Below are 18,416 nucleotides of genomic sequence, written 5' to 3'. Positions count from 1 at the left end.
GGCGTTAGCTCAGTTGGTAGAGCAGCGGACTCTTAATCCGTAGGTCGAGTGTTCGAGTCACTCACGCCCCACCAAACCCATACAGAAGAGGCTGCGTCGTACGCGGTCTTTTTGCTCCCGGTAGCACCGGGGCGTTAGCTCAGTTGGTAGAGCAGCGGACTCTTAATCCGTAGGTCGAGTGTTCGAGTCACTCACGCCCCACCAGATACACACAAGGGCCGCACATCGTGCGGCCCTTGTCGTTTCCGCCGCCCCGTCATTTGCCCTTGCACCTGTCATCCCATTCCTACAGTCGATTCAGTCGCGACCGATAGTGCGCGCAACGCCGACCATCTACGCTGAACTCGTATCGCTGCGCCGGGCGCAGCGCGCACATGCCACAGGAGACTCATCATGAAAACGGCGAAGTCGATTCTCGTTGTCATCACCGCGCTCGCTATGGGCTCGTCCATCTTGGGCTGCACCCTTGGCGGCGCTGCCGCCGGTGGCGTCATCGGCCACGAAGCCACCGGCGGCAGCACCGCCGGCACCATTGGCGGCGCCGTCGTCGGCGGTGTGATCGGTCACGAACTGGGCAAGTAATCCAGCCAGCGAATCATCGCTCTGCGTGCAGACGCGCTCAACGCCCCACGACATAGAGCGGGGTGTTGGCCGCGTAGCCGTACATGATCAGCACGTCGCCCGCCATCGCGTCGCCGGCGGCTCTGGCCTGCGCAACGCCGGCGTAGCGTTTTGCGTGTGCCGTACACGTCGCGTAATGCCGTCCGCCGCCCTTGAGCGCGCCATCATGGCGGCCGATGAACGCCGCCTGACGCACACTCCACACGAAGTAGCCCTCGCACTTCGCCACCTCCGGCGGACGCTTGAGCGTCGCATCCTCTTTCTGCGACACCTCGCCGGCCCGGTGTAATCGCAACTGACGCTTGATCGCCGCATCGGACCAACGTCCCATGCCAATGTCTTTCCCTTTGCCTTTTGCCATGGCTCCCTCCTCGAATTTACCTGCGGCACTGCGCTCGCGGGCACTCCGATAATGGTGAACAATAATGAGGTAAATGGGGTTGGGGAGTGTCCGATATACGATGCCACACCCTGCGACGACGCTTTGCGGGCCTCGACACTCACAGGTCGTCATGCAAAGGACACCAAATAGCGTCCGGCTTCATCACTCACGGCCGCAGCAAGCGTTATTTCCAGCGGAACATAGCGCAGCGATCGCACAACGGTGCTGCAATGCACACTGTGCGAACCATCCTCATTGTCTACACTGGAACTCTCGTTCTCAACGCATTGCGGATCCGTGTGTCGTGGCGGCATCCGCACGACCGGGGTATGGCGACCGTCACCTTTGCACCCGCAATCCAGCGCCACGTCAGCGTAGACGCACAATCCGTCAACGGCCTGACCGTCCATGACGTGCTCGCGCAATGCGTCGCTCGCACTCCCGGGTTACGTGGCTATCTGTTCAACGATCAGGGACGCTTGCGGGCGCACGTCGCTGTCTTCGTCGACGGATGGCTGATCCGCGACCGCCGCTCGCTGAGCGACCCGCTGAACGACGCCAGCCGCGTATATGTGGCACAGGCGCTCTCGGGCGGATGAACCGGCGGGCATCGGACAAGGCACGTCATTGCCAAGGAGGAAGACCGTGGAACATGTCACCGGAGCCACGCTGCTGGTCGCCACCCGCAAGGGATTGTTCACATGGCTGCGTGAGGGCACCGCCTGGCGATTAACGTCGAGCACCCCGGACTTTCCCGGCGAGCCCGTCAGCATGGTGCTGCACGACGCGCGTGACGGTACGGATTACGCGGCGCTCAATCTCGGACATTTCGGCGTCAAACTCTGGTGCCGCACACGCGACGCGAACGCGTGGACCGAGCTCACCCCGCCCGCCTTCGCCCGGCAAACGCAGCAGTCCGAACCACCGACCGAAGCGGCGCAGGCGCCGTCGGTGGACCTGATTTGGTCACTCGAAGCCGCAGGTCCGGACGCCCCAGGCGTGCTCTGGGCGGGCACGATTCCGGGCGGGCTGTTTCGCTCCGGCGATCATGGACAGCACTGGGACCTTGTGCAGAGCTTGTGGGATCGCCCCGAGCGCGCCGAGTGGATGGGAGGGGGCTACGATCACGCGGGCATTCATTCGATCTGCATCGATCCCCATGACAGCCGGCAGGTGACGGTCGCGGTGTCCACTGGCGGCGTCTGGCGCACACGTGACGACGGACATACCTGGGCGCTCGCGGCCAGCGGCATGGAGGCCGATTACATGCCGCCCGAGCGACGCCTCGACCCAAACGCGCAGGACGTTCACCGTCTCGTGCAATGCCACGACGCACCCAACGTCTTGTGGGCCCAGCATCACAACGGCATCTTCCGCACCCTCGACTACGGTGCATCGTGGCGAAGGATTCAGGCGGCGCCGTCGAGTTTCGGCTTTGCCGTCGCCGTCGATCCGCACGACCCCGATGTCGCGTGGTTCGTGCCGGCACAACGCGATGCATGCCGCATACCGGTCGACGCGCGTCTTGTCGTCACTCGCACGCGCGATGGCGGCGAATCGTTCACCACACTCTCGCACGGACTGCCGGAGACACCGTCCTACGACCTCATCTACCGCCACGGGCTGGATATCGACGCCACGGGGCGCATGCTCGCGATGGGCTCGACGACCGGCGCGCTATGGATCAGCAACAACGCCGGCGAGCAATGGGAATGCGTCTCGGCACATTTGCCCCCCATCTACGCCGTGCGCTTCATCTAGTTTTGTCGTCAGCATTCATTGCACTTTTCATCCCGTCGTTTACCCCCGCTTCGCTGTAGGACACCTTCAGTTGTCGTATTTAGCGTCGTATACGAAGGTAGACGGACTGGCTTCATCGAATCCCGCCGTCACGCGTCGCCGGACATGTCACACGTGTCGTTCCCGGCGCGTGAGCCAAGATCGCATCGTGCGTCACCCATCGCATCGACGCGTTCTGCGGCAGACCGGCGACGACTCCTCGAAACGCCGCACGTCACACGTCACCCGTGTTGTCCCGGCACCCAATCTCTGAATGGAGTCACTCCTATGCGAATCGCCGACCTGAAAATCCGAACCCGGCTGACCATCGGCTTCGGCACGTTGCTCGTCCTGCTACTCACCATGCTGATCGTCGCGCTGGTGCATTTCGTCGCCATCGAACGCGCCAATGAAGAGCTGCTCACCCGCGCGTGGGCCAAAGCCGACGCGGCACACGGCATCGACGCCATGGTGCGCGGCAATGCCCGCCGATTGATCGAGGTCGTCATCACCACGGACGCCGCGCAGCGCAACGCCCTGAACCAGCGTATCGACGGCAATCTCGTCCGGATCGCCAAGGCGCAGGAAGTGCTCGACAAGTACGTCACATCGGAACAGGGCAAGCGGTTGCTCGGCGCCATCCGGCAACACAACGATGCCTTTCTGAAAGCACGCGCCAGCGTGAACGCAGAGTTGACGGCCGACCAGCGCGACCCGGCGATGCGCATCGTGCAGCAAGACGCCCTGCCCGCACTCGACGCCATGCAGGCCGAGGCTGTCGAACTGGTCGCACTCCAGCAAAAGATTGTTGACGAGACCGGTGCCGCCACGAGCGCCGACATCGTCTTCGCCAAATGGCTGCTCGCCGCCCTGGGCGCTGCGGCAGCCGTCGCCGGCATCTTTGCCGCATGGTCGGTCACACGCAGCATCACGCGTCCGCTTGCTCGCGCGGTCGAAGTGGCCGAGCGCGTGGCGCAAGGCGATCTCTCGAGCCGCATCGACGTGACGAGTCGCGACGAGACCGGCCAACTGATGGCGGCCCTCAAACACATGAATGAAAGTCTCGATCAAATCGTTCGACGAGTCCGTAGCGGCACGGCAGCCATCGCGTCGGCGTCGGGGCAATTGCTCGCGGGCAACACCGATCTGTCGGCGCGCACCGAAGAGCAGGCCGCATCACTTGAAGAAACGGCCTCGTCGATGGAGCAACTGACGGCGACCGTGCGCCAGAATGCCGACAACGCCCGTCAAGCCAGTCAACTGGCGTCGAACGCATCGGAAATCGCAGGCGAAGGCGGACGCGTCGTCGAGCGCGCAGTGACATCGATGCAGGAAATTGCCGCCAGCTCGACGAAGATCAACGACATCATCGGTGTGATCGACGGCATCGCATTCCAGACGAACATTCTCGCGCTGAACGCTGCCGTCGAGGCCGCGCGTGCCGGCGAACAGGGACGCGGTTTCGCCGTCGTCGCCGGCGAAGTTCGCACGCTCGCGCAACGCAGCGCCGCCGCGGCCAAGGAGATCAAGGCCCTCATCGAGACATCCGTCGGCAAGGTGGAAGACGGTTCGTCACAAGTGCGCGACGCCGGTCGCACGATGATCGAAATCGTGCAGGCCGTGCAACGCGTGACCGACATCATGGGCGAGATCTCTGCGGCATCTAGCGAGCAATCGGGCGGCATCGAGCAGGTCAACACGGCCGTCATGCAGATGGATCAGGTCACGCAGCAAAATGCCGCACTCGTCGAAGAAGCCACCGCTGCGGCCGGGTCGCTGGAGGATCAGGCACGCCAACTGCGCGAAGCCGTCGCCGTGTTCCGGCTCGCCGGTGGCGATATCTATGCGTCGGGGCATGACGACGACGCTCACGTCGCCGCCAACGGTCCGCGCGGGGCCGTGCTCGCGTTCGCGCGTCAACGTCAGGTCGCATAACGCATGCCGTCCACTGCCCCGGCAAGGCTGCCGGGGCAGTGCGTCAGTCCGGCTGCGCGCCGCAGATTGCAGGGGGTTGCGAAGGGTAGCAAAGGGTGGCGAAGGACCGCGACAGGGGAATGGCAGCCCGCCGCAAATCCCCGTGCTTGCTGGCCTTGCGCGCCAGGTCTGCGCCAGCGCGGCATTGCAACATTGGAGTATGATGGCTGCTGCTATGCTTTTTCCCCACCGTCTGGAAAAGAGGTGTACCGTGGCCCGAAAGACCCCCATCGAGCGCTACCGAAACATCGGCATCAGTGCTCATATTGACGCTGGCAAAACGACGACGACCGAACGCATCCTGTTCTACACGGGCGTCAACCACAAGCTGGGCGAAGTCCATGAAGGCGCTGCCACGATGGACTGGATGGAGCAGGAACAAGAACGCGGCATCACGATCACGTCCGCCGCGACGACCTGCTTCTGGCGCGGCATGGCCGGCAACTATCCCGAACACCGCATCAACATCATCGACACGCCGGGCCACGTCGACTTCACCATCGAAGTCGAACGTTCGATGCGCGTGCTCGATGGCGCATGCATGGTCTACGACTCGGTCGGCGGCGTGCAGCCGCAATCCGAGACCGTCTGGCGTCAGGCCAACAAATACAAGGTGCCGCGCATCGCGTTCGTCAACAAGATGGACCGCGTGGGCGCCGACTTCTTCCGCGTCTACAAGCAGATTCACGAACGTCTGCGCGGCAATGCCGTGCCGATCCAGATCCCCATCGGCGCCGAGGACAACTTCCAGGGCGTGGTCGATCTCGTGAAGATGAAGGGCATCGTCTGGGACGAAGAATCGAAGGGTGTCAAATTCGATTACATCGACATTCCCGCCAACCTCAAGGACACGGCGCAGGAATGGCACGAGAAGATGATCGAAGCCGCCGCCGAGGCCGATGAGGCGCTGCTCGAGAAGTATCTCGGCGGCGAAACGCTGACCGAAGCAGAGATCCAGGCAGGGTTGCGCAAGCGCACCGTCGCGGGCGAGATCGTGCCGATGCTGTGCGGCACCGCCTTCAAAAACAAAGGCGTGCAGGCCATGCTCGACGCCGTGATCGATTACCTGCCCTCGCCCGTCGATGTGCCCGCCATCGCCGGTCACGACGAGGACGACAAGGAAATCGAGCGCCACCCGTCGGATGACGAACCGTTCGCCGCCCTCGCGTTCAAGATCATGACCGACCCGTTCGTCGGCCAGTTGATCTTCTTCCGTGTGTACTCCGGCGTGATCGAATCTGGCGGCACCGTACTCAACCCGCTCAAGGGCAAGAAGGAGCGTCTGGGCCGCATTCTGCAGATGCACGCGAACACGCGTCAGGAAATCAAGGAAGTGCGTGCGGGTGACATTGCCGCCGCCGTCGGCCTGAAGGAAGCGACGACCGGCGACACGCTGTGCGACCCGAACAACGTCATCATTCTGGAAAAGATGGAGTTCCCGGAGCCGGTGATTTCGCAGGCGGTCGAACCGAAGACGAAGGGCGATCAGGAAAAGATGGGCCTCGCGCTCAATCGTCTGGCGCAGGAAGATCCGTCGTTTCGCGTGCAGACCGATGAGGAATCGGGTCAGACGATCATCTCGGGCATGGGTGAGCTGCACCTCGAAATTCTGGTCGACCGCATGCGTCGCGAATTCGGCGTGGAAGCGACTGTCGGCAAGCCGCAAGTCGCCTATCGCGAAACGGTTCGCAAGAAAGTCGAAGACGTGCAGGGCAAATTCGTCAAGCAGTCGGGCGGACGCGGCCAGTATGGCGACGTGGTCATTTCGCTCGAGCCGGACAAGGAAAAGCCGTACGAATTCGTCGATGCCATCAAGGGCGGTGTGGTGCCGCGCGAGTACATCCCGGCCGTCGACAAGGGCATTCGCGAGACGCTCAACAGCGGCGTGGTGGCCGGCTATCCGGTCGTCAACGTGAAGGTCACACTCACGTTCGGCTCGTACCACGACGTGGACTCGAATGAAAACGCGTTCCGCATGGCCGGCTCGATGGCCTTCAAGGAAGCCATGCGCCGAGCCGAGCCGGTGCTGCTCGAGCCGATGATGGCCGTGGAAGTCGAGACCCCCGAAGAGTTCATGGGCAACGTGATGGGTGACCTCTCAGGGCGCCGCGGCATCATGCAGGGCATGGACGACATCGTGGGCGGCGGCAAGATCGTGCGTGCCGAAGTGCCATTGTCAGAAATGTTCGGCTACTCGACATCGTTGCGCTCGCTCACGCAAGGGCGCGCCACTTATACGATGGAATTCAAGCATTACGCCGAGGCGCCGAAGAACGTCGCCGACGCCATCGTTTCGTCCAAGAAGTAACGCAGCAGACGTCGGGCCGGTGCCGCAGCAGAGACTGCGCGCCGCACCGGCGATCAACGCCCGCGACCGGCACGCTTTCGTCTTGCGACGAGACCGTTCCCCTAGCGGGCGTTGTCCTTTTTGCCTCGGCGCATCACCAGAAAATGAAAAACATTCTCAGCATCCAGTCTCATGTCGTGTTCGGTCACGCCGGCAACAGCGCCGCCGAGTTCCCGATGCGACGTCTCGGGGTCAACGTCTGGCCGATCAACACGGTGCAGTTCTCGAATCACACGCAGTACGGCAAATGGACCGGGCAAGCGTTACCCAGCGAGGAAATCCTGCGGCTGGTCAACGGCATTGCCGACATTGGCGAACTGGGCAATTGCGACGCCGTGCTTTCCGGGTATCTCGGCGCCGCCGAGCAGGCGGATTTCGTGCTCGCGGCCGTGCAGCGCGTCAAACAGGCCAATCCTGCCGCGATCTACCTGTGCGACCCGGTCATGGGACATCCGGAGAAAGGGTGTCAGGTCAGGCCGGGCATCGAGCAATACCTCGTCGAACACATGCCCGCGGCGGCCGACATCATGGCCCCCAATCATCTCGAACTGGAGAAACTCTCGCAGCATCCGATCAACACGTTCGACGACGCGGTAGCGGCATGCCGTGCCCTGATCGCGCGCGGACCGAAAATGGTGCTCGTCAAGCATCTGGAATTTGCCGGCAAGCCGGCCGATCGATTCGACATGCTCGTCGTCACGAACGACGAGGCCTGGCATGGCCACCGCCCGCTTTACCCGTTCTCGCGTCACCCCGTGGGCGTGGGCGACCTGACCTCGGGCGTCTTCCTCGCGCGATGGCTCAAGGGCGACACGGTGCGTGCGGCGTTCGAACACACGCTGGCGGCAGTCGATGCTGTGCTGTGCGCTACGCATCTTGCTGGCCGCTATGAGCTGGAAATCGTTCGCGCGCAGGACGAGATCGTCACGCCGCCGCGCCGTTACGAAGCGCGGGCAGTCTGACAGGCAGGGAAATGCGGGGCCGGGCGGATCAGTACGCGCGCAGATGCTCGGCGTGATGCGACAGATGGTCCGCCATGAATGTCTGGATGAAGTAGTAGCCGTGATCGTAGCCGTTGTGACGTCGCAGCGTCAGCGGCTGGCCAGCGTCGCCACACGCGCGCTCGAAGATATCCGGATGCAACTGCGCTTCGAGAAACTGATCGCTCAGGCCCTGATCGATCAGGATGCCGCCCGGGAATACCATCTGCCCGGCGCTGGCGATCAGTTCGCTGGCGTCGTACTGTCGCCACGTCTCGCGATCCGTGCCCAGATACCCCGTGAACGCCTTCTCCCCCCACGGGCAATGCATCGGCGCCGCAATCGGCGCGAAGGCCGACACCGAGCGGAATTTATCAGGGTTGCGCAGTGCGAGTGTCAGCGCGCCATGTCCGCCCATCGAGTGGCCAAAGATGCCGATGCGTCCCGCGTCGATGGGCAGCGATTGCGTCACCAGCGCATAGAGTTCGTCGACGAGATAGCTGTACATACGATAATTCGCGGACCACGGTGCTTGCGTTGCATCGAGATAGAAACCCGCGCCGACACCAAAATCCCACGCGTCGGTCTCCCCCGCCACGCCCGCTCCGCGCGGGCTGGTATCGGGCGCAATCAGCGCGACCCCGTGCTCCGCAGCGAGCCACTGCGCGCCGCCCTTGATCATGAACGTCTCTTCCGTACAGGTCAGCCCCGCGAGATAGAACAGCGCGGGCACCGCACGTCCATCGCGCGCTTGCGGCGGCAGGAACACCGAGAAACGCATCGGCAGACCAATGGTGGTCGAGGCATGGCGATAGAAGCGCTGTGCGCCGCCGAAACAACGGTGTTCGGAAATGAGTTCGAGCATGACGAGATCCGGGAATGTTCGTGAAATCGGCAATGGCGCCGCGCAGCCTGCCGTCTGGCCACCACTGCGATGTACGGCCGCTATCTTACCTCGCGAGGCGACGCGTGACATGGCCAAGGGACTCGGGGCGTACAACGCAGGTCAGCGGGCACCGGGTGACGGCATCTATGTCGCGCTTGTCGCCTTGTGACAGGCGAACGCGCATCGCTAGGGTTGGCGTCCCTGACTCGTTACAAGGAGCGCCTCATGCCAATGTCACCGTTCGATCTCGACGAGGTCACCAATCTCGTACAGCGCAACGGCGTTTCCGCGCGGCTGTCGGAGCAGGAAAAGCGTTTGCTGATACTGCTCGCGGCCCGCGCAGGCACAGCGCTCGACAAACGCGCGCTCATGCAGGCGCTGTGGGGAACGCGGGCACAGTGGATGGAGGACGCAGCCCTCGTGCAACTCGTGTCACGGCTGCGGCGCTCGCTCGCCCCGCTCGGGTTGCAGCACGCCGTCGTGACCGTGGCGCGCGTGGGATACCGCTTCGATGTGCCTGCCTCTGTCGCACAGGTAACTGACGTTGCCCACGACATCGAACACCGTTCCCGTGAGCGCGGCCGCTCGGTTCAACACGCCGTACGCGAGTCGAGCGAGGCCTCACCGGTCGCAGGTCTGACGATCTGCGACGCGATCGGCACATCCTCACACGCCGCCCTGCTCCACCAGGGTGTAGCGCGCGATGGACATGGCGAAGTCCGCCGCCACGGCGTGACGGTGCGGATTCCGCAGATCGAGTACCGCCTGTTATGTGCCCTGCACTCGCGCGCGAATGTCGTGCATGACAAACGTACGTTGATCGCGCTGCTGTGGCCGGAACGTCCCGAACAGGACGACACGAATCTGATGCAGGTCGTCTCACGTCTTCGCCGCAAGCTGATTCCGCTCGATCTGCATCGCCATATCGTGACGGTGCCACGCATCGGTTATCGCTTCGAGCCCTGCGACACACCGGCCGCGCACAAGACAAACACGTCGCCTGCCCACCTCCCTCGCGCGCTTGCGTGGCTCACAGCGATGCTGCCGCGCACCCTCTCGGTCCTGACACGTCATTTGCGCTGGCGCGCACGCTGAGCGGACACGACGCTGATGACGCCGATGCCGTTGCGGCAAGCGCCGCCCGGCGACGGCATGTGTTCACTCAACTTCAGGAGCCACACCATGTCTCAAACCCCTTCACAACATCCGTCGACGGCGGCTTCCGCTTCCCGCGCAGCAGCGGTTACGCCAGCCACCTCAGGCTCGACGGCGTCGACACGGTCCGCAACGCCCGGCGCACAGAGCGAACTCGTCTACCCGAGCGATCCGCAGGACGGCGCCACCGAAACGACATACGCTCAGAACGGCTTCGACCCCGCCACCAGCACGACACAACTGTCGTACACATCGGCACGCGTCGCACGCCGCGTCTACAACCGCTACGCAAAGAACGCGTTCGAGGTCTCGGGCTACTACACCGACTGGTCGCAATACGACGGGCGGCTCGACGGCGACTTCAGTAACGATGCGGCCGGACGCGGCGTCGATCTCATGTGGCTCGATCCCTTCGCGTACGACCGGCTGATCATCGGCTTTGCCGGCATCGTCGGCGATCAGGGCGAGAAGGCGCAGACGGTTGCGCGCGCCGCCACCGACTTCGTGCGCGAGCCGGATCAGGCCACGTTCGTCGATAGCTGGGGCGACGTGCTGTCCTATCGCAATTGCGGGTTCGACGGCTGGGTCAGCAACGATGTCATACCGATGTTCCAGCAGTCGCGCGCACAGGGTGTGCTCGGCGGGCTGCGCCTGCTTCACGCGAAGAACCCCGCACTGAAACTGGCGCTCGCCATCGGCGGCTGGACGATGAGTGAGGCGTTCCACGGCATGGCGGCGAGCGCGGCGCGGCGCAAGACGTTCTGCGCAAGTGTCGTCGACCTGTTCAGGCGTTTTCCGATGTTCGTCGAGGTCAACATCGACTGGGAGTATCCCGGCTCGCCGGGAGACACCGGCAATACGTACGACGACACTGACGGCGCCAACTACGCGGCGCTCGTCGGCGATCTGAAGAAAGCGCTCGTGGCTGCCGGGCGCAAGGACGTCGAGATCTCGATTGCCGCTTCGGCCAACGTCGCCGACATGACCAAGGCCAATTTGCCCGGCCTCATCGCGGCGGGTGTGTCGCGACTCAATCTGATGACCTACGATTTTTTTGGCACGCCGTGGGCGCCAACGCTCGCGCACCACACCAATCTGCACGACACGGACCCGGGCGCAGCGAGCGGCTTCTCCGTCGATCGGGCGGTGAACTGGTTGCGTCAGGCGGGCGTACCGCTCGCGAAGGTGCACATCGGTTACGCGGCCTACTCCCGCAATGCCCTTCAGGCCGATATCTCGCAGGTGTCGGCACTCTCAGGCACCTACATGCCCGGTGACGGCATCACCACCGGCACATTCGAGTCGGGCACGACGGAGTACTACGATGTGTTGTTCAACTACCTCGATCTCGAGAACGGCACGGCGCGCAACGGCTTCGTCCTCTACACCGACCCGGTGGCCGATGCCGACTTCCTGTATCAGCCGTCGAGCGGAATGTTCATGTCACTTGATACCCCACGCACAGTACGCGCCAAAGGCGACTATGTGCGCCGCAACGGGCTGGGCGGGCTGTTCACCTGGACGATCGATCAGGACAACGGCGTGCTCGCCAACGCGGCGCATGAGGGACTGGGCCAGACGGCCACGGTCTCGAACTTCGACATGACGCCGCTCTACTTCAGCGGCAAGACTTCGCTCGACGACACGACGCCGGGGGGTGAATCATGAGCTTTCTCCTGTCACGACTGCTCGAGCCGTCTACCTGGGCGGGGCTGACCGGGCTTGCGGTGGCGCTCGGTACGGCGCCGGACGTGATGCACGAGCTCGCCCAGGCGGGCGCCGCGCTGGCGTCGCTGGCCGCCATGGCCTTGCCTGAGAACGGCACACGCCGGGCCGCTCAGGCCGGCGGGCAGCACAAAGACGTCTCGCATCAGCCGTAAGCACCTCATGGGGGAAACACGGGCCAAAACGTAGCGGAATGGCGTTTCGGCTCGTGTCAAAAAAAAGTGTCACGATTTCTAAACTTTTCGCCGCAGCCGTCGCTATACGTTAGAGAACGTGAGGCGAGGCGTTACGCCACGGCCCGCGAGATTGTCGCGCGGCCGGGAAAGTTGTCATAATCGCGGGCTATGATGCGTCGCGCAGCATGCGACGCCATCTCAGACCGCGTCAGACGCACCGAAGCCCCCTCCCGTCAGGCAGTCGCGGCAACGTAGTCCGTCAGCAGTGCACCACTGAAGCATCGCGCCACCATCGCCGGCACGGTCGCCCCTTCGAGGACCGGTCAGGACGAGGACGACGATGCATAACACCGACCAGATTCACCAGAGATTCACCCGGGGGCCGTATGAAGCTGATCTTGCTGGCGCTTGCCGCTTCGCTGTTTACGCTCGTCATGATGGTGCAGGCGCGCAGCGAAGCTAACGACGTTGCCGTCTCCTCCCCGAGCGTTCGGCCCTCGGGGATCAACGTCAGTGACCGCGTACGCACCCGCAAGGACATGGCGATGTGGAACGCACGCCGCAAAATGCACGCCGTGCGTCAGGAAGACTGACCCCGTCAAAGCGTCATTCTCCGCGCAGCAACATGCTGCGTCGCACCAAATTTGGGCATCCTCCGCCGCCGTCCTATAGTGGAAGCGCGATTCAGGTGAGGAGACAAGAAAGATGCCCACATTCCACTTCAACCTTTACGACCTGACGTTGTTCCTGCCAATGGCGGTGGCCGGTGCGCTGCTCGTTGGCGGCATCCCCGTCGCGACCCGTGGCACACGCTACAGTCTGCGTGCGGCGGGGGCGGTGGCCGGAGCGCTCGTTGCATTCCTTGTCGTGGAGGCGTTGCCCGTGCTCGTATAGCCGGCACACGCGCCCAAGCGCATCGAACGACGAAAGGCCCCAGGCGCGCGTTGCGCGCTGAGGTGGGCTTTTCCGGAAATTTCGCTGAGTTTCACGTCGCGATCCGGCTGCGGATCACGGCAAGCGATGGCCGCGTCGTCGAGACGACGGTCACGTCGTTGTCATCGCCGCAACCTATGCTGTTCTCTGGCAACTTCGGTTGCGCTGTCACCCTCTCTGTTGCGCCGCCGACCCGCTCGGCGGCTTTTTTTATGCCGCCGCCGACATGCGCCACCGGCAGCGCCGCCCGTCAGCGTTTTGTCCCGACACCTCCCCCGCCATCGCCTACAATCACCGGAAGTGCAACGCTGAGCGCGTGTCTCCGACGGTGAGCGTCCGGGACTTTGCGCGACGCCGTCAGAGGAGGTCTCCGCATGTCCGACGCGTTCTCCCGCGCCTTTGCCGTAGTCATCAACCAATACCGCTCACCGCGTCAGTACACCGTCTCGGTAGAACGGGCAAGCGAGATGATCGCCAAGAATATCGGCTTGTTTTCCGATGGCTTTGCCGCGGAACCGCATCTGATCGTCGGTCTGTTCGAGCACGAAGCCGACGCCTGGGTCCTCGCTCGCCGCCTGCAGCGCACTCGCACGACCGTGCAGGCACTCTTGCAAACGCCCGCCCGCGCAGCGTCCGTGTCACCGCCCGAACTGGACCCGAGCGAGTGACGTAAATCCCGCCCCGCCCCCTCACTTCCCCCTCACGACCGCCGTCGATGGAAAAAGGCACCCCGGCGTCCGCGCGACAGCGTAGAATTCGGAATTCCAGATATCACCGATACCGGCGAGCACCGGAACGCCATGTCCAACCCCGCAGCATTCGCCGACCCGACCACGGCGGACTTGCCCCTCACGCCGCTTGAGCCGCTGGCCAGCACCCCGGTGCTCATCGATCAGGTCTATTCGCGTTTGCGCGACGCCATCGCCGATCTCACATTGCCCCCGGGTGAGCGTATCCGGCAGGCCGAACTGGCCGATTCGCTGGGCGTGTCGCGTCAACCGGTCAGCCATGCGTTGCAGTTGCTCAAACGCGACGGATTGGTCTGCGACAGCGGACGTCAGGGGCTGGAAGTCGCCCCCATCGACGCCGATCACCTTCGACAGCTCTATCAGGTGCGCACGGCGCTCGACGGACTGGCGGCGCGGCTGGCCGCCACGCGTGCCGCGCAAGGAACGTTGAGCGAGCCCGAGTTACGCCGCCTGCAAGAGGCTGTCGCCGCCGGCATGGCGATGACGCGAGGCACGCCCGTGGCACGCCAGGTGCGCATCGAGGTGGCGTTCCACACGGCGCTGCACGATGCGTCGGGCAACCCGCTGATTGCACAGACGGTCGCGCCGCAATGGCCCCATATCATGCGGGCGATGGCGGCAACGCTCGGGGCAATGCCGATGCAGGAAGTCGTCTGGCACGAGCATGGGGAAATCGTCGCGCGCATCGCCGCGGGAGATGCCAGTGGGGCAGAAGCCGCCGCCCGCGAGCACACCGAGGCCGATGGCGGCAACGCGCGACGAGAGTGGCTCACCCGGCTGGCGGAGTCGCAGTGATCATGCAAGCGGTCATCTCTGCCGCCCTGCCCGTCTTCGGGCTGATTTTCGTCGGCTATCTGTGCGCACGCCGCGCCTGGCTCGGCAACGCCGCGCTCGACGCGCTCAATCGCTTCGTCGTCTATCTCGCGCTGCCTGCCGTGCTGTTCCAGTCGATGGCCCAGATCACGTGGGCTGAGTTGGTCAATCCCGGTTTTCTGGGCGCGTTCGGCGGCGGCATGGCCGCGACGTTCGCGCTGTCGTTCATGCTCGATCGCACCGTGCGCGGGCGCCTGACCGACGCCAGCATCGAAGGGATGGGAGCCGCATATCCGAACGCCGGGTTCATGGGATTGCCGCTGTGCCTCGTGGCCTTCGGTCCGGCCAGCGTGCCGGCGGTCGTTGTCGCGATGCTGCTCACGGCCACGGTGCTCTTCGCCATCTCCATCGCGATCATCGAGACGGATCTGCAGGCCACGCCGAACTGGCGCCGCACCGCAGGCTTCGTCGCGCGGGCGCTTGTGCGCAATCCGCTCGTCGTCTCGCCGTTCGTCGGCATGGCGTTTGCGGCCACCGGCATCGCACTGCCAGCCCCCGTGTTGCACTTCACCACATTGCTCGGCGGTGCCGCCAGTCCGTGCGCGCTGGTGGCGATCGGCATGTTCCTCGCGCAGAGTTCAGGGGCGGCCAGAGAGCCCCGAATTGCGCGCGCGGTGGGACGCCTCGTCGGGCTCAAGCTCGTCTTTCAACCGGCGGTCACGGCATTTCTGGCGTTCCGCGTCTTCGACCTCCCGGCGATCTGGGCGCACAGCGCATTGCTGCTCTCGGCCCTGCCCATCGGCACCGGTCCATTCATGCTGGCCCAACTTTATGGACGTGAAGCCGCCGTCGCCTCGCGCGCGATTCTGATCTCGACGGTGCTTTCGGTCGTCACGGTATCTCTGCTGATCGGCTGGTTCAGCGTGCGATAAGGTGCGACGAGGCGGGATGCGTTGCGATAGAGCACACTGAGGTGCGACAGGGCCGAGCAAGCCTGCGCGCCATACCGAGATAACCGGCAACCTGCCGGCAATGCGCTCAGCGCAGCGTCGCCGCAGAGGCCACGACGACGCGATCGCGACCGGAACGCTTCGCGGCGTACAACGCCGCATCGGCAGCGCCAAGCAGGCGCATCGGGAGCGTTTCAGGATCGGCGCTATCACGCGGGTCCACACTCGCCAGGCCGATGGAAATCGTGATCGGCACGAGCGCACCGTCGTCATCGGGCACCTCCAACCGTGCCACCGCGCGACGCACCCGCTCCGCCACGGTCCCCGCCCAATTCTGTTCCGTCTGCACAAGCAGCGCGGCGAACTCTTCCCCGCCATAGCGGGCAAGGGTGTCCGTCACCCGCAGTTGCGCACGCATGCACACGCTCGCCGCGCGCAACGCACGATCACCAGTGGCGTGACCGTGACTATCGTTGACACGCTTGAAATGGTCGATGTCGATCAGCAGGCACGCGAGCGGCGCGCCGTAACGCGCACCTCGCACCACCTCTTCACGCAAACGCTGATCGAAATAGCGGCGATTCGACAAGCCGGTCAGCGGATCGGTCAGACCGATGCGCTTGAGACGTTCGCGATTCCACATGTTCTCGAGACACACGGCAACGACCGCGCCGAAGCGTTCGAGAAAGTCGGTCGCCATCTCTGGCGAGAAGCGACGCGCGTCGCGACTGCCGAGTGCGATGACACCGAGATACCGGCCATGACGGGCGAGCGGCATAACGACGGCGCTCGCAGGCGGGCGCGGCCCGAAGAGCGGCGTATGGCGCTCACGCGGGGCGCCGATCCAGAGTTGGCCATCGCCGCATACCGCAGAGAATGTGCCTGCGTCCTGCGCAATGGACAGACCGCTGTCGAGTGCGCGGATGCCCTCGGCAGTGTCGATGAGATCGCGCAACGTATCGTCGACCTCGGCGAGCATAAGACGCACCCCCGACAGGTCGAAATCGTGGCGCAGGCGGTTGAGCACCACTTCCAGAAACTGACCGAAGTCAGGCGCCCCCATCAGCGCCAGCTCGATGTCCTGAAACCGTTTAAGCGAACGCTCATTGCGCTGGACGGTCGCCAGCAGCGATTGCAGGGAGTCGAGCGTCGGTGCCTGGTTGGTTGCCACGTAAGGTCTCGAGAGACACGCGGCACTTCGCGGCCGCCTAGCGTGCTTGCCCGGCATCTTGCCTTGGCGCTTCGGCGTCACGCCTGCACTGCGCGCCGAAGGACAAGTCCCGGGCCGCAAACGCATCGAACACGTTCGCCGGGCCCGTGGTGAGGCCGTCGTGATGACGCCTGCAACGAGACCGTCATGAGGCCGTTAACGGCACCTCGCGTTCAAATTGAAGGGTGGTGGAGATGAATTTTGCAGGCATGAAATCGACTCGTGGCGCGGTTTTTTGCGTTGCTAGGGAAAACACCTAGTCGATGCGCAGATCATGTGGCAGCGCACCAAAATCGTAGGCCAAGCGCCGGAACAGCATTCGGACGGTCGGCCGGCCATCTCGACAAGTCATTTTTGCAGCCCTACAATCCCGGCCGCTCGCGCGCACTGTCAGTGACAAATCAGTGGCGCGGTCCAGCCTGATCGGCCGGCGGCAACGCGGCGCACCCGCCGCACTCGCCAGCACTCAAACCTACGGAGACCCTGTTGTCCATGCTCTACCCGCGCACCCTGCGCAACGTCGGCGTCGCTCTCGCGCTGGCAACGTTTGCGATGTTCTCGGCCTCGGCATTCGCCGCTCCCGCCCTCCACACCCAGTCCGGCCATCACGCCAGTACGCATGCCTCGTCCTCGAAGCATCGCCACCACCACGCCGCAACGAAGTCTGCGATGAAGGTATCCGCGCACAAGAAGGCGCACGTCAACAAGACGCTGCACGGCAAGAAGAAGACCGTGAAGACACGTCACACAATGCCGCCCAAAACGACGCACCGGACTCGCCCGACGATGGCCAGCCAGCGGCATCCGCATTCGCACACGTGAGATCGTGTACCGCGCTATAGTGAACGCTGGATGACAACGCGCAGCAACGCAGTTCGTCCTTTCGTTCCCTTTCGCTCAAACCGCATAGCGCGGTGACATGTTCATGACATCCCGGCAAGCCAGCGTTCGCGTTGCGTCCACGCCACAAGACACACTTTCGGACCCCTTACCTAACGATATTTTTTCCCCCGTCATTTTTGACGGCTGCCGTTCTCATTTCGTCCGGCACACTTCCCGGTCGACGGGAACATTGGCATGACGGCGCCCCGTATCCTGCCAGCGACGATGCAGGACGTTGCGCGCATCGCCGACTTGCACGCACACAGCTGGCAAACGACGTATGCGCATATGCTTCCGGCGGAACATATGCGCGATCATCTCATACAGGAACACACTGCGTTGTGGCGCGAGCGGCTGACGCGCGTCGACGATACCGCAATGCGTATATGGAAAGCGTGCCCCGACGTGGCGAATGCACCGCTCGCTGGATTCGTGTGCGCGTTGTCGGGCGGCGATGGCATCCTGCTCGACAACCTTCACGTGGCTGCCGCATGGCAGGGCCAGGGCATTGGCCGGGCCTTGTTCTATCAGGTAAGGGACTGGGCGAGTGCCGTTGATCCCAAGGCTGCGCTTTATCTCTGGGTGCTTGCGCGCAATACACGTGCCCGGCACTTCTACGACCGGCTGGGAGGTCGCGCGGGCGCCGTTCATCCGATTGCGGTGTCGCCGGGCATTGAGCTGCCGGCACTGCGTTACGTCTGGCAGCCCGAAACGACAGGGTCGCGGGCGTGACATCGCAAGGCCTGTCCGACCGGCCGCCCGGCTATGCCGAATGCATGTCGCAATGCAACGAAAAATCGGTTGAAACTGGCGTGGATCAACAATCTAAAGTTTCCCTGCTTGACACCTTCCCA

At 63.8% G+C, this 18,416-nt stretch carries 20 protein-coding genes and 1 tRNA gene; 18 read left to right on the top strand and 3 right to left on the bottom strand.

The window, feature by feature from the left end; translation table 11 throughout:
* Nucleotides 1–128: 128 nt before the first annotated feature.
* Nucleotides 129–204, top strand: a tRNA-Lys gene (locus PBR20603_RS10060).
* Between the two features lie 189 nt (nucleotides 205–393).
* Entirely contained in the window at nucleotides 394–582 is a 189-nt protein-coding gene (locus PBR20603_RS10055; protein WP_039371856.1) for a glycine zipper 2TM domain-containing protein, read from the top strand.
* Between the two features lie 37 nt (nucleotides 583–619).
* Here PBR20603_RS10055 and PBR20603_RS10050 read toward each other — a convergent pair whose 3' ends face one another.
* Nucleotides 620–982 carry a hypothetical protein gene (locus tag PBR20603_RS10050; protein ID WP_150559362.1) on the bottom strand — a complete coding sequence of 121 codons (363 nt, stop codon included), beginning with the start codon at nucleotides 980–982 and terminating at the stop codon, nucleotides 620–622.
* 350 nt (nucleotides 983–1,332) lie between these two features.
* On the opposite strand from PBR20603_RS10050, the gene PBR20603_RS10045 reads away from it, so the two are divergent.
* The 5 genes from PBR20603_RS10045 (at nucleotide 1,333) to pdxY (ending at nucleotide 8,065) form a co-directional block, all read left to right on the top strand.
* Nucleotides 1,333–1,602, top strand: a complete 270-nt coding sequence (locus PBR20603_RS10045) for a MoaD/ThiS family protein (RefSeq protein WP_150559361.1) — start codon at nucleotides 1,333–1,335, stop codon at nucleotides 1,600–1,602.
* A gap of 46 nt (nucleotides 1,603–1,648) precedes the next feature.
* Nucleotides 1,649–2,764 carry a WD40/YVTN/BNR-like repeat-containing protein gene (locus tag PBR20603_RS10040; protein WP_150559360.1) on the top strand — a complete coding sequence of 372 codons (1,116 nt, stop codon included), beginning with the start codon at nucleotides 1,649–1,651 and terminating at the stop codon, nucleotides 2,762–2,764.
* Between the two features lie 306 nt (nucleotides 2,765–3,070).
* Complete coding sequence (locus tag PBR20603_RS10035) at nucleotides 3,071–4,717, top strand: methyl-accepting chemotaxis protein (protein ID WP_150559359.1); 1,647 nt, start codon at nucleotides 3,071–3,073, stop codon at nucleotides 4,715–4,717.
* Between the two features lie 250 nt (nucleotides 4,718–4,967).
* On the top strand, nucleotides 4,968–7,064 hold the full coding sequence (gene fusA, locus PBR20603_RS10030) for an elongation factor G (RefSeq protein ID WP_150559358.1): 2,097 nt from the start codon (nucleotides 4,968–4,970) through the stop codon (nucleotides 7,062–7,064).
* A 143-nt stretch (nucleotides 7,065–7,207) separates the two neighbouring features.
* Nucleotides 7,208–8,065, top strand: coding sequence for a pyridoxal kinase PdxY (pdxY, locus tag PBR20603_RS10025; protein ID WP_150559357.1), 858 nt, complete (start codon nucleotides 7,208–7,210; stop codon nucleotides 8,063–8,065).
* Nucleotides 8,066–8,093: 28 nt separating this feature from the next.
* On the opposite strand, the gene fghA is transcribed toward pdxY, so the two are convergent.
* Nucleotides 8,094–8,948: an S-formylglutathione hydrolase gene (fghA, locus tag PBR20603_RS10020; RefSeq protein WP_150559356.1), complete on the bottom strand. Its 855-nt coding sequence runs from the start codon at nucleotides 8,946–8,948 to the stop codon at nucleotides 8,094–8,096.
* On the opposite strand from fghA, the gene PBR20603_RS10015 reads away from it, so the two are divergent.
* The 9 genes from PBR20603_RS10015 (at nucleotide 8,947) to PBR20603_RS09975 (ending at nucleotide 15,452) form a co-directional block, all read left to right on the top strand.
* Nucleotides 8,947–9,138 carry a hypothetical protein gene (locus tag PBR20603_RS10015; protein WP_150559355.1) on the top strand — a complete coding sequence of 64 codons (192 nt, stop codon included), beginning with the start codon at nucleotides 8,947–8,949 and terminating at the stop codon, nucleotides 9,136–9,138. The genes fghA and PBR20603_RS10015 overlap by 2 nt on opposite strands.
* 56 nt (nucleotides 9,139–9,194) lie before the next feature.
* Complete coding sequence (locus PBR20603_RS10010; RefSeq protein WP_150559354.1) at nucleotides 9,195–10,064, top strand: winged helix-turn-helix domain-containing protein; 870 nt, start codon at nucleotides 9,195–9,197, stop codon at nucleotides 10,062–10,064.
* Between the two features lie 87 nt (nucleotides 10,065–10,151).
* Nucleotides 10,152–11,792 carry a glycoside hydrolase family 18 protein gene (locus tag PBR20603_RS10005; RefSeq protein WP_150559353.1) on the top strand — a complete coding sequence of 547 codons (1,641 nt, stop codon included), beginning with the start codon at nucleotides 10,152–10,154 and terminating at the stop codon, nucleotides 11,790–11,792.
* On the top strand, nucleotides 11,789–12,004 hold the full coding sequence (locus tag PBR20603_RS10000; RefSeq protein WP_150559352.1) for a hypothetical protein: 216 nt from the start codon (nucleotides 11,789–11,791) through the stop codon (nucleotides 12,002–12,004). The genes PBR20603_RS10005 and PBR20603_RS10000 overlap by 4 nt, the downstream gene beginning before the upstream one ends.
* 407 nt (nucleotides 12,005–12,411) lie before the next feature.
* Nucleotides 12,412–12,618 carry a hypothetical protein gene (locus tag PBR20603_RS09995; protein WP_150559351.1) on the top strand — a complete coding sequence of 69 codons (207 nt, stop codon included), beginning with the start codon at nucleotides 12,412–12,414 and terminating at the stop codon, nucleotides 12,616–12,618.
* Between the two features lie 112 nt (nucleotides 12,619–12,730).
* Nucleotides 12,731–12,919 carry a hypothetical protein gene (locus tag PBR20603_RS09990; protein WP_150559350.1) on the top strand — a complete coding sequence of 63 codons (189 nt, stop codon included), beginning with the start codon at nucleotides 12,731–12,733 and terminating at the stop codon, nucleotides 12,917–12,919.
* A gap of 413 nt (nucleotides 12,920–13,332) precedes the next feature.
* A complete protein-coding gene (locus PBR20603_RS09985) occupies nucleotides 13,333–13,626 on the top strand; it encodes a hypothetical protein (RefSeq protein ID WP_150559349.1) in 294 nt (97 codons plus the stop codon).
* 132 nt (nucleotides 13,627–13,758) lie between these two features.
* On the top strand, nucleotides 13,759–14,502 hold the full coding sequence (locus tag PBR20603_RS09980) for a GntR family transcriptional regulator (protein ID WP_150559348.1): 744 nt from the start codon (nucleotides 13,759–13,761) through the stop codon (nucleotides 14,500–14,502).
* Nucleotides 14,503–14,504: 2 nt separating this feature from the next.
* Entirely contained in the window at nucleotides 14,505–15,452 is a 948-nt protein-coding gene (locus tag PBR20603_RS09975; RefSeq protein ID WP_150559347.1) for an AEC family transporter, read from the top strand.
* Between the two features lie 106 nt (nucleotides 15,453–15,558).
* On the opposite strand, the gene PBR20603_RS09970 is transcribed toward PBR20603_RS09975, so the two are convergent.
* Nucleotides 15,559–16,641, bottom strand: coding sequence for a GGDEF domain-containing protein (locus PBR20603_RS09970; protein WP_246174502.1), 1,083 nt, complete (start codon nucleotides 16,639–16,641; stop codon nucleotides 15,559–15,561).
* 525 nt (nucleotides 16,642–17,166) lie between these two features.
* On the opposite strand from PBR20603_RS09970, the gene PBR20603_RS09965 reads away from it, so the two are divergent.
* Both PBR20603_RS09965 and PBR20603_RS09960 read left to right on the top strand, forming a co-directional pair.
* Nucleotides 17,167–17,502, top strand: a complete 336-nt coding sequence (locus PBR20603_RS09965) for a hypothetical protein (RefSeq protein ID WP_150559346.1) — start codon at nucleotides 17,167–17,169, stop codon at nucleotides 17,500–17,502.
* A gap of 255 nt (nucleotides 17,503–17,757) precedes the next feature.
* Nucleotides 17,758–18,294, top strand: coding sequence for a GNAT family N-acetyltransferase (locus PBR20603_RS09960; protein WP_150559345.1), 537 nt, complete (start codon nucleotides 17,758–17,760; stop codon nucleotides 18,292–18,294).
* The last annotated feature ends 122 nt before the right edge of the window (nucleotides 18,295–18,416 follow it).

Origin of the sequence: Pandoraea bronchicola, assembly GCF_902459805.1 — a bacterium.
In the GTDB taxonomy this organism is placed as follows: domain Bacteria; phylum Pseudomonadota; class Gammaproteobacteria; order Burkholderiales; family Burkholderiaceae; genus Pandoraea; species Pandoraea bronchicola.
Note: the sequence above shows the minus strand (reverse complement) of the source record. Positions and strands in the feature narration are given on the sequence as shown.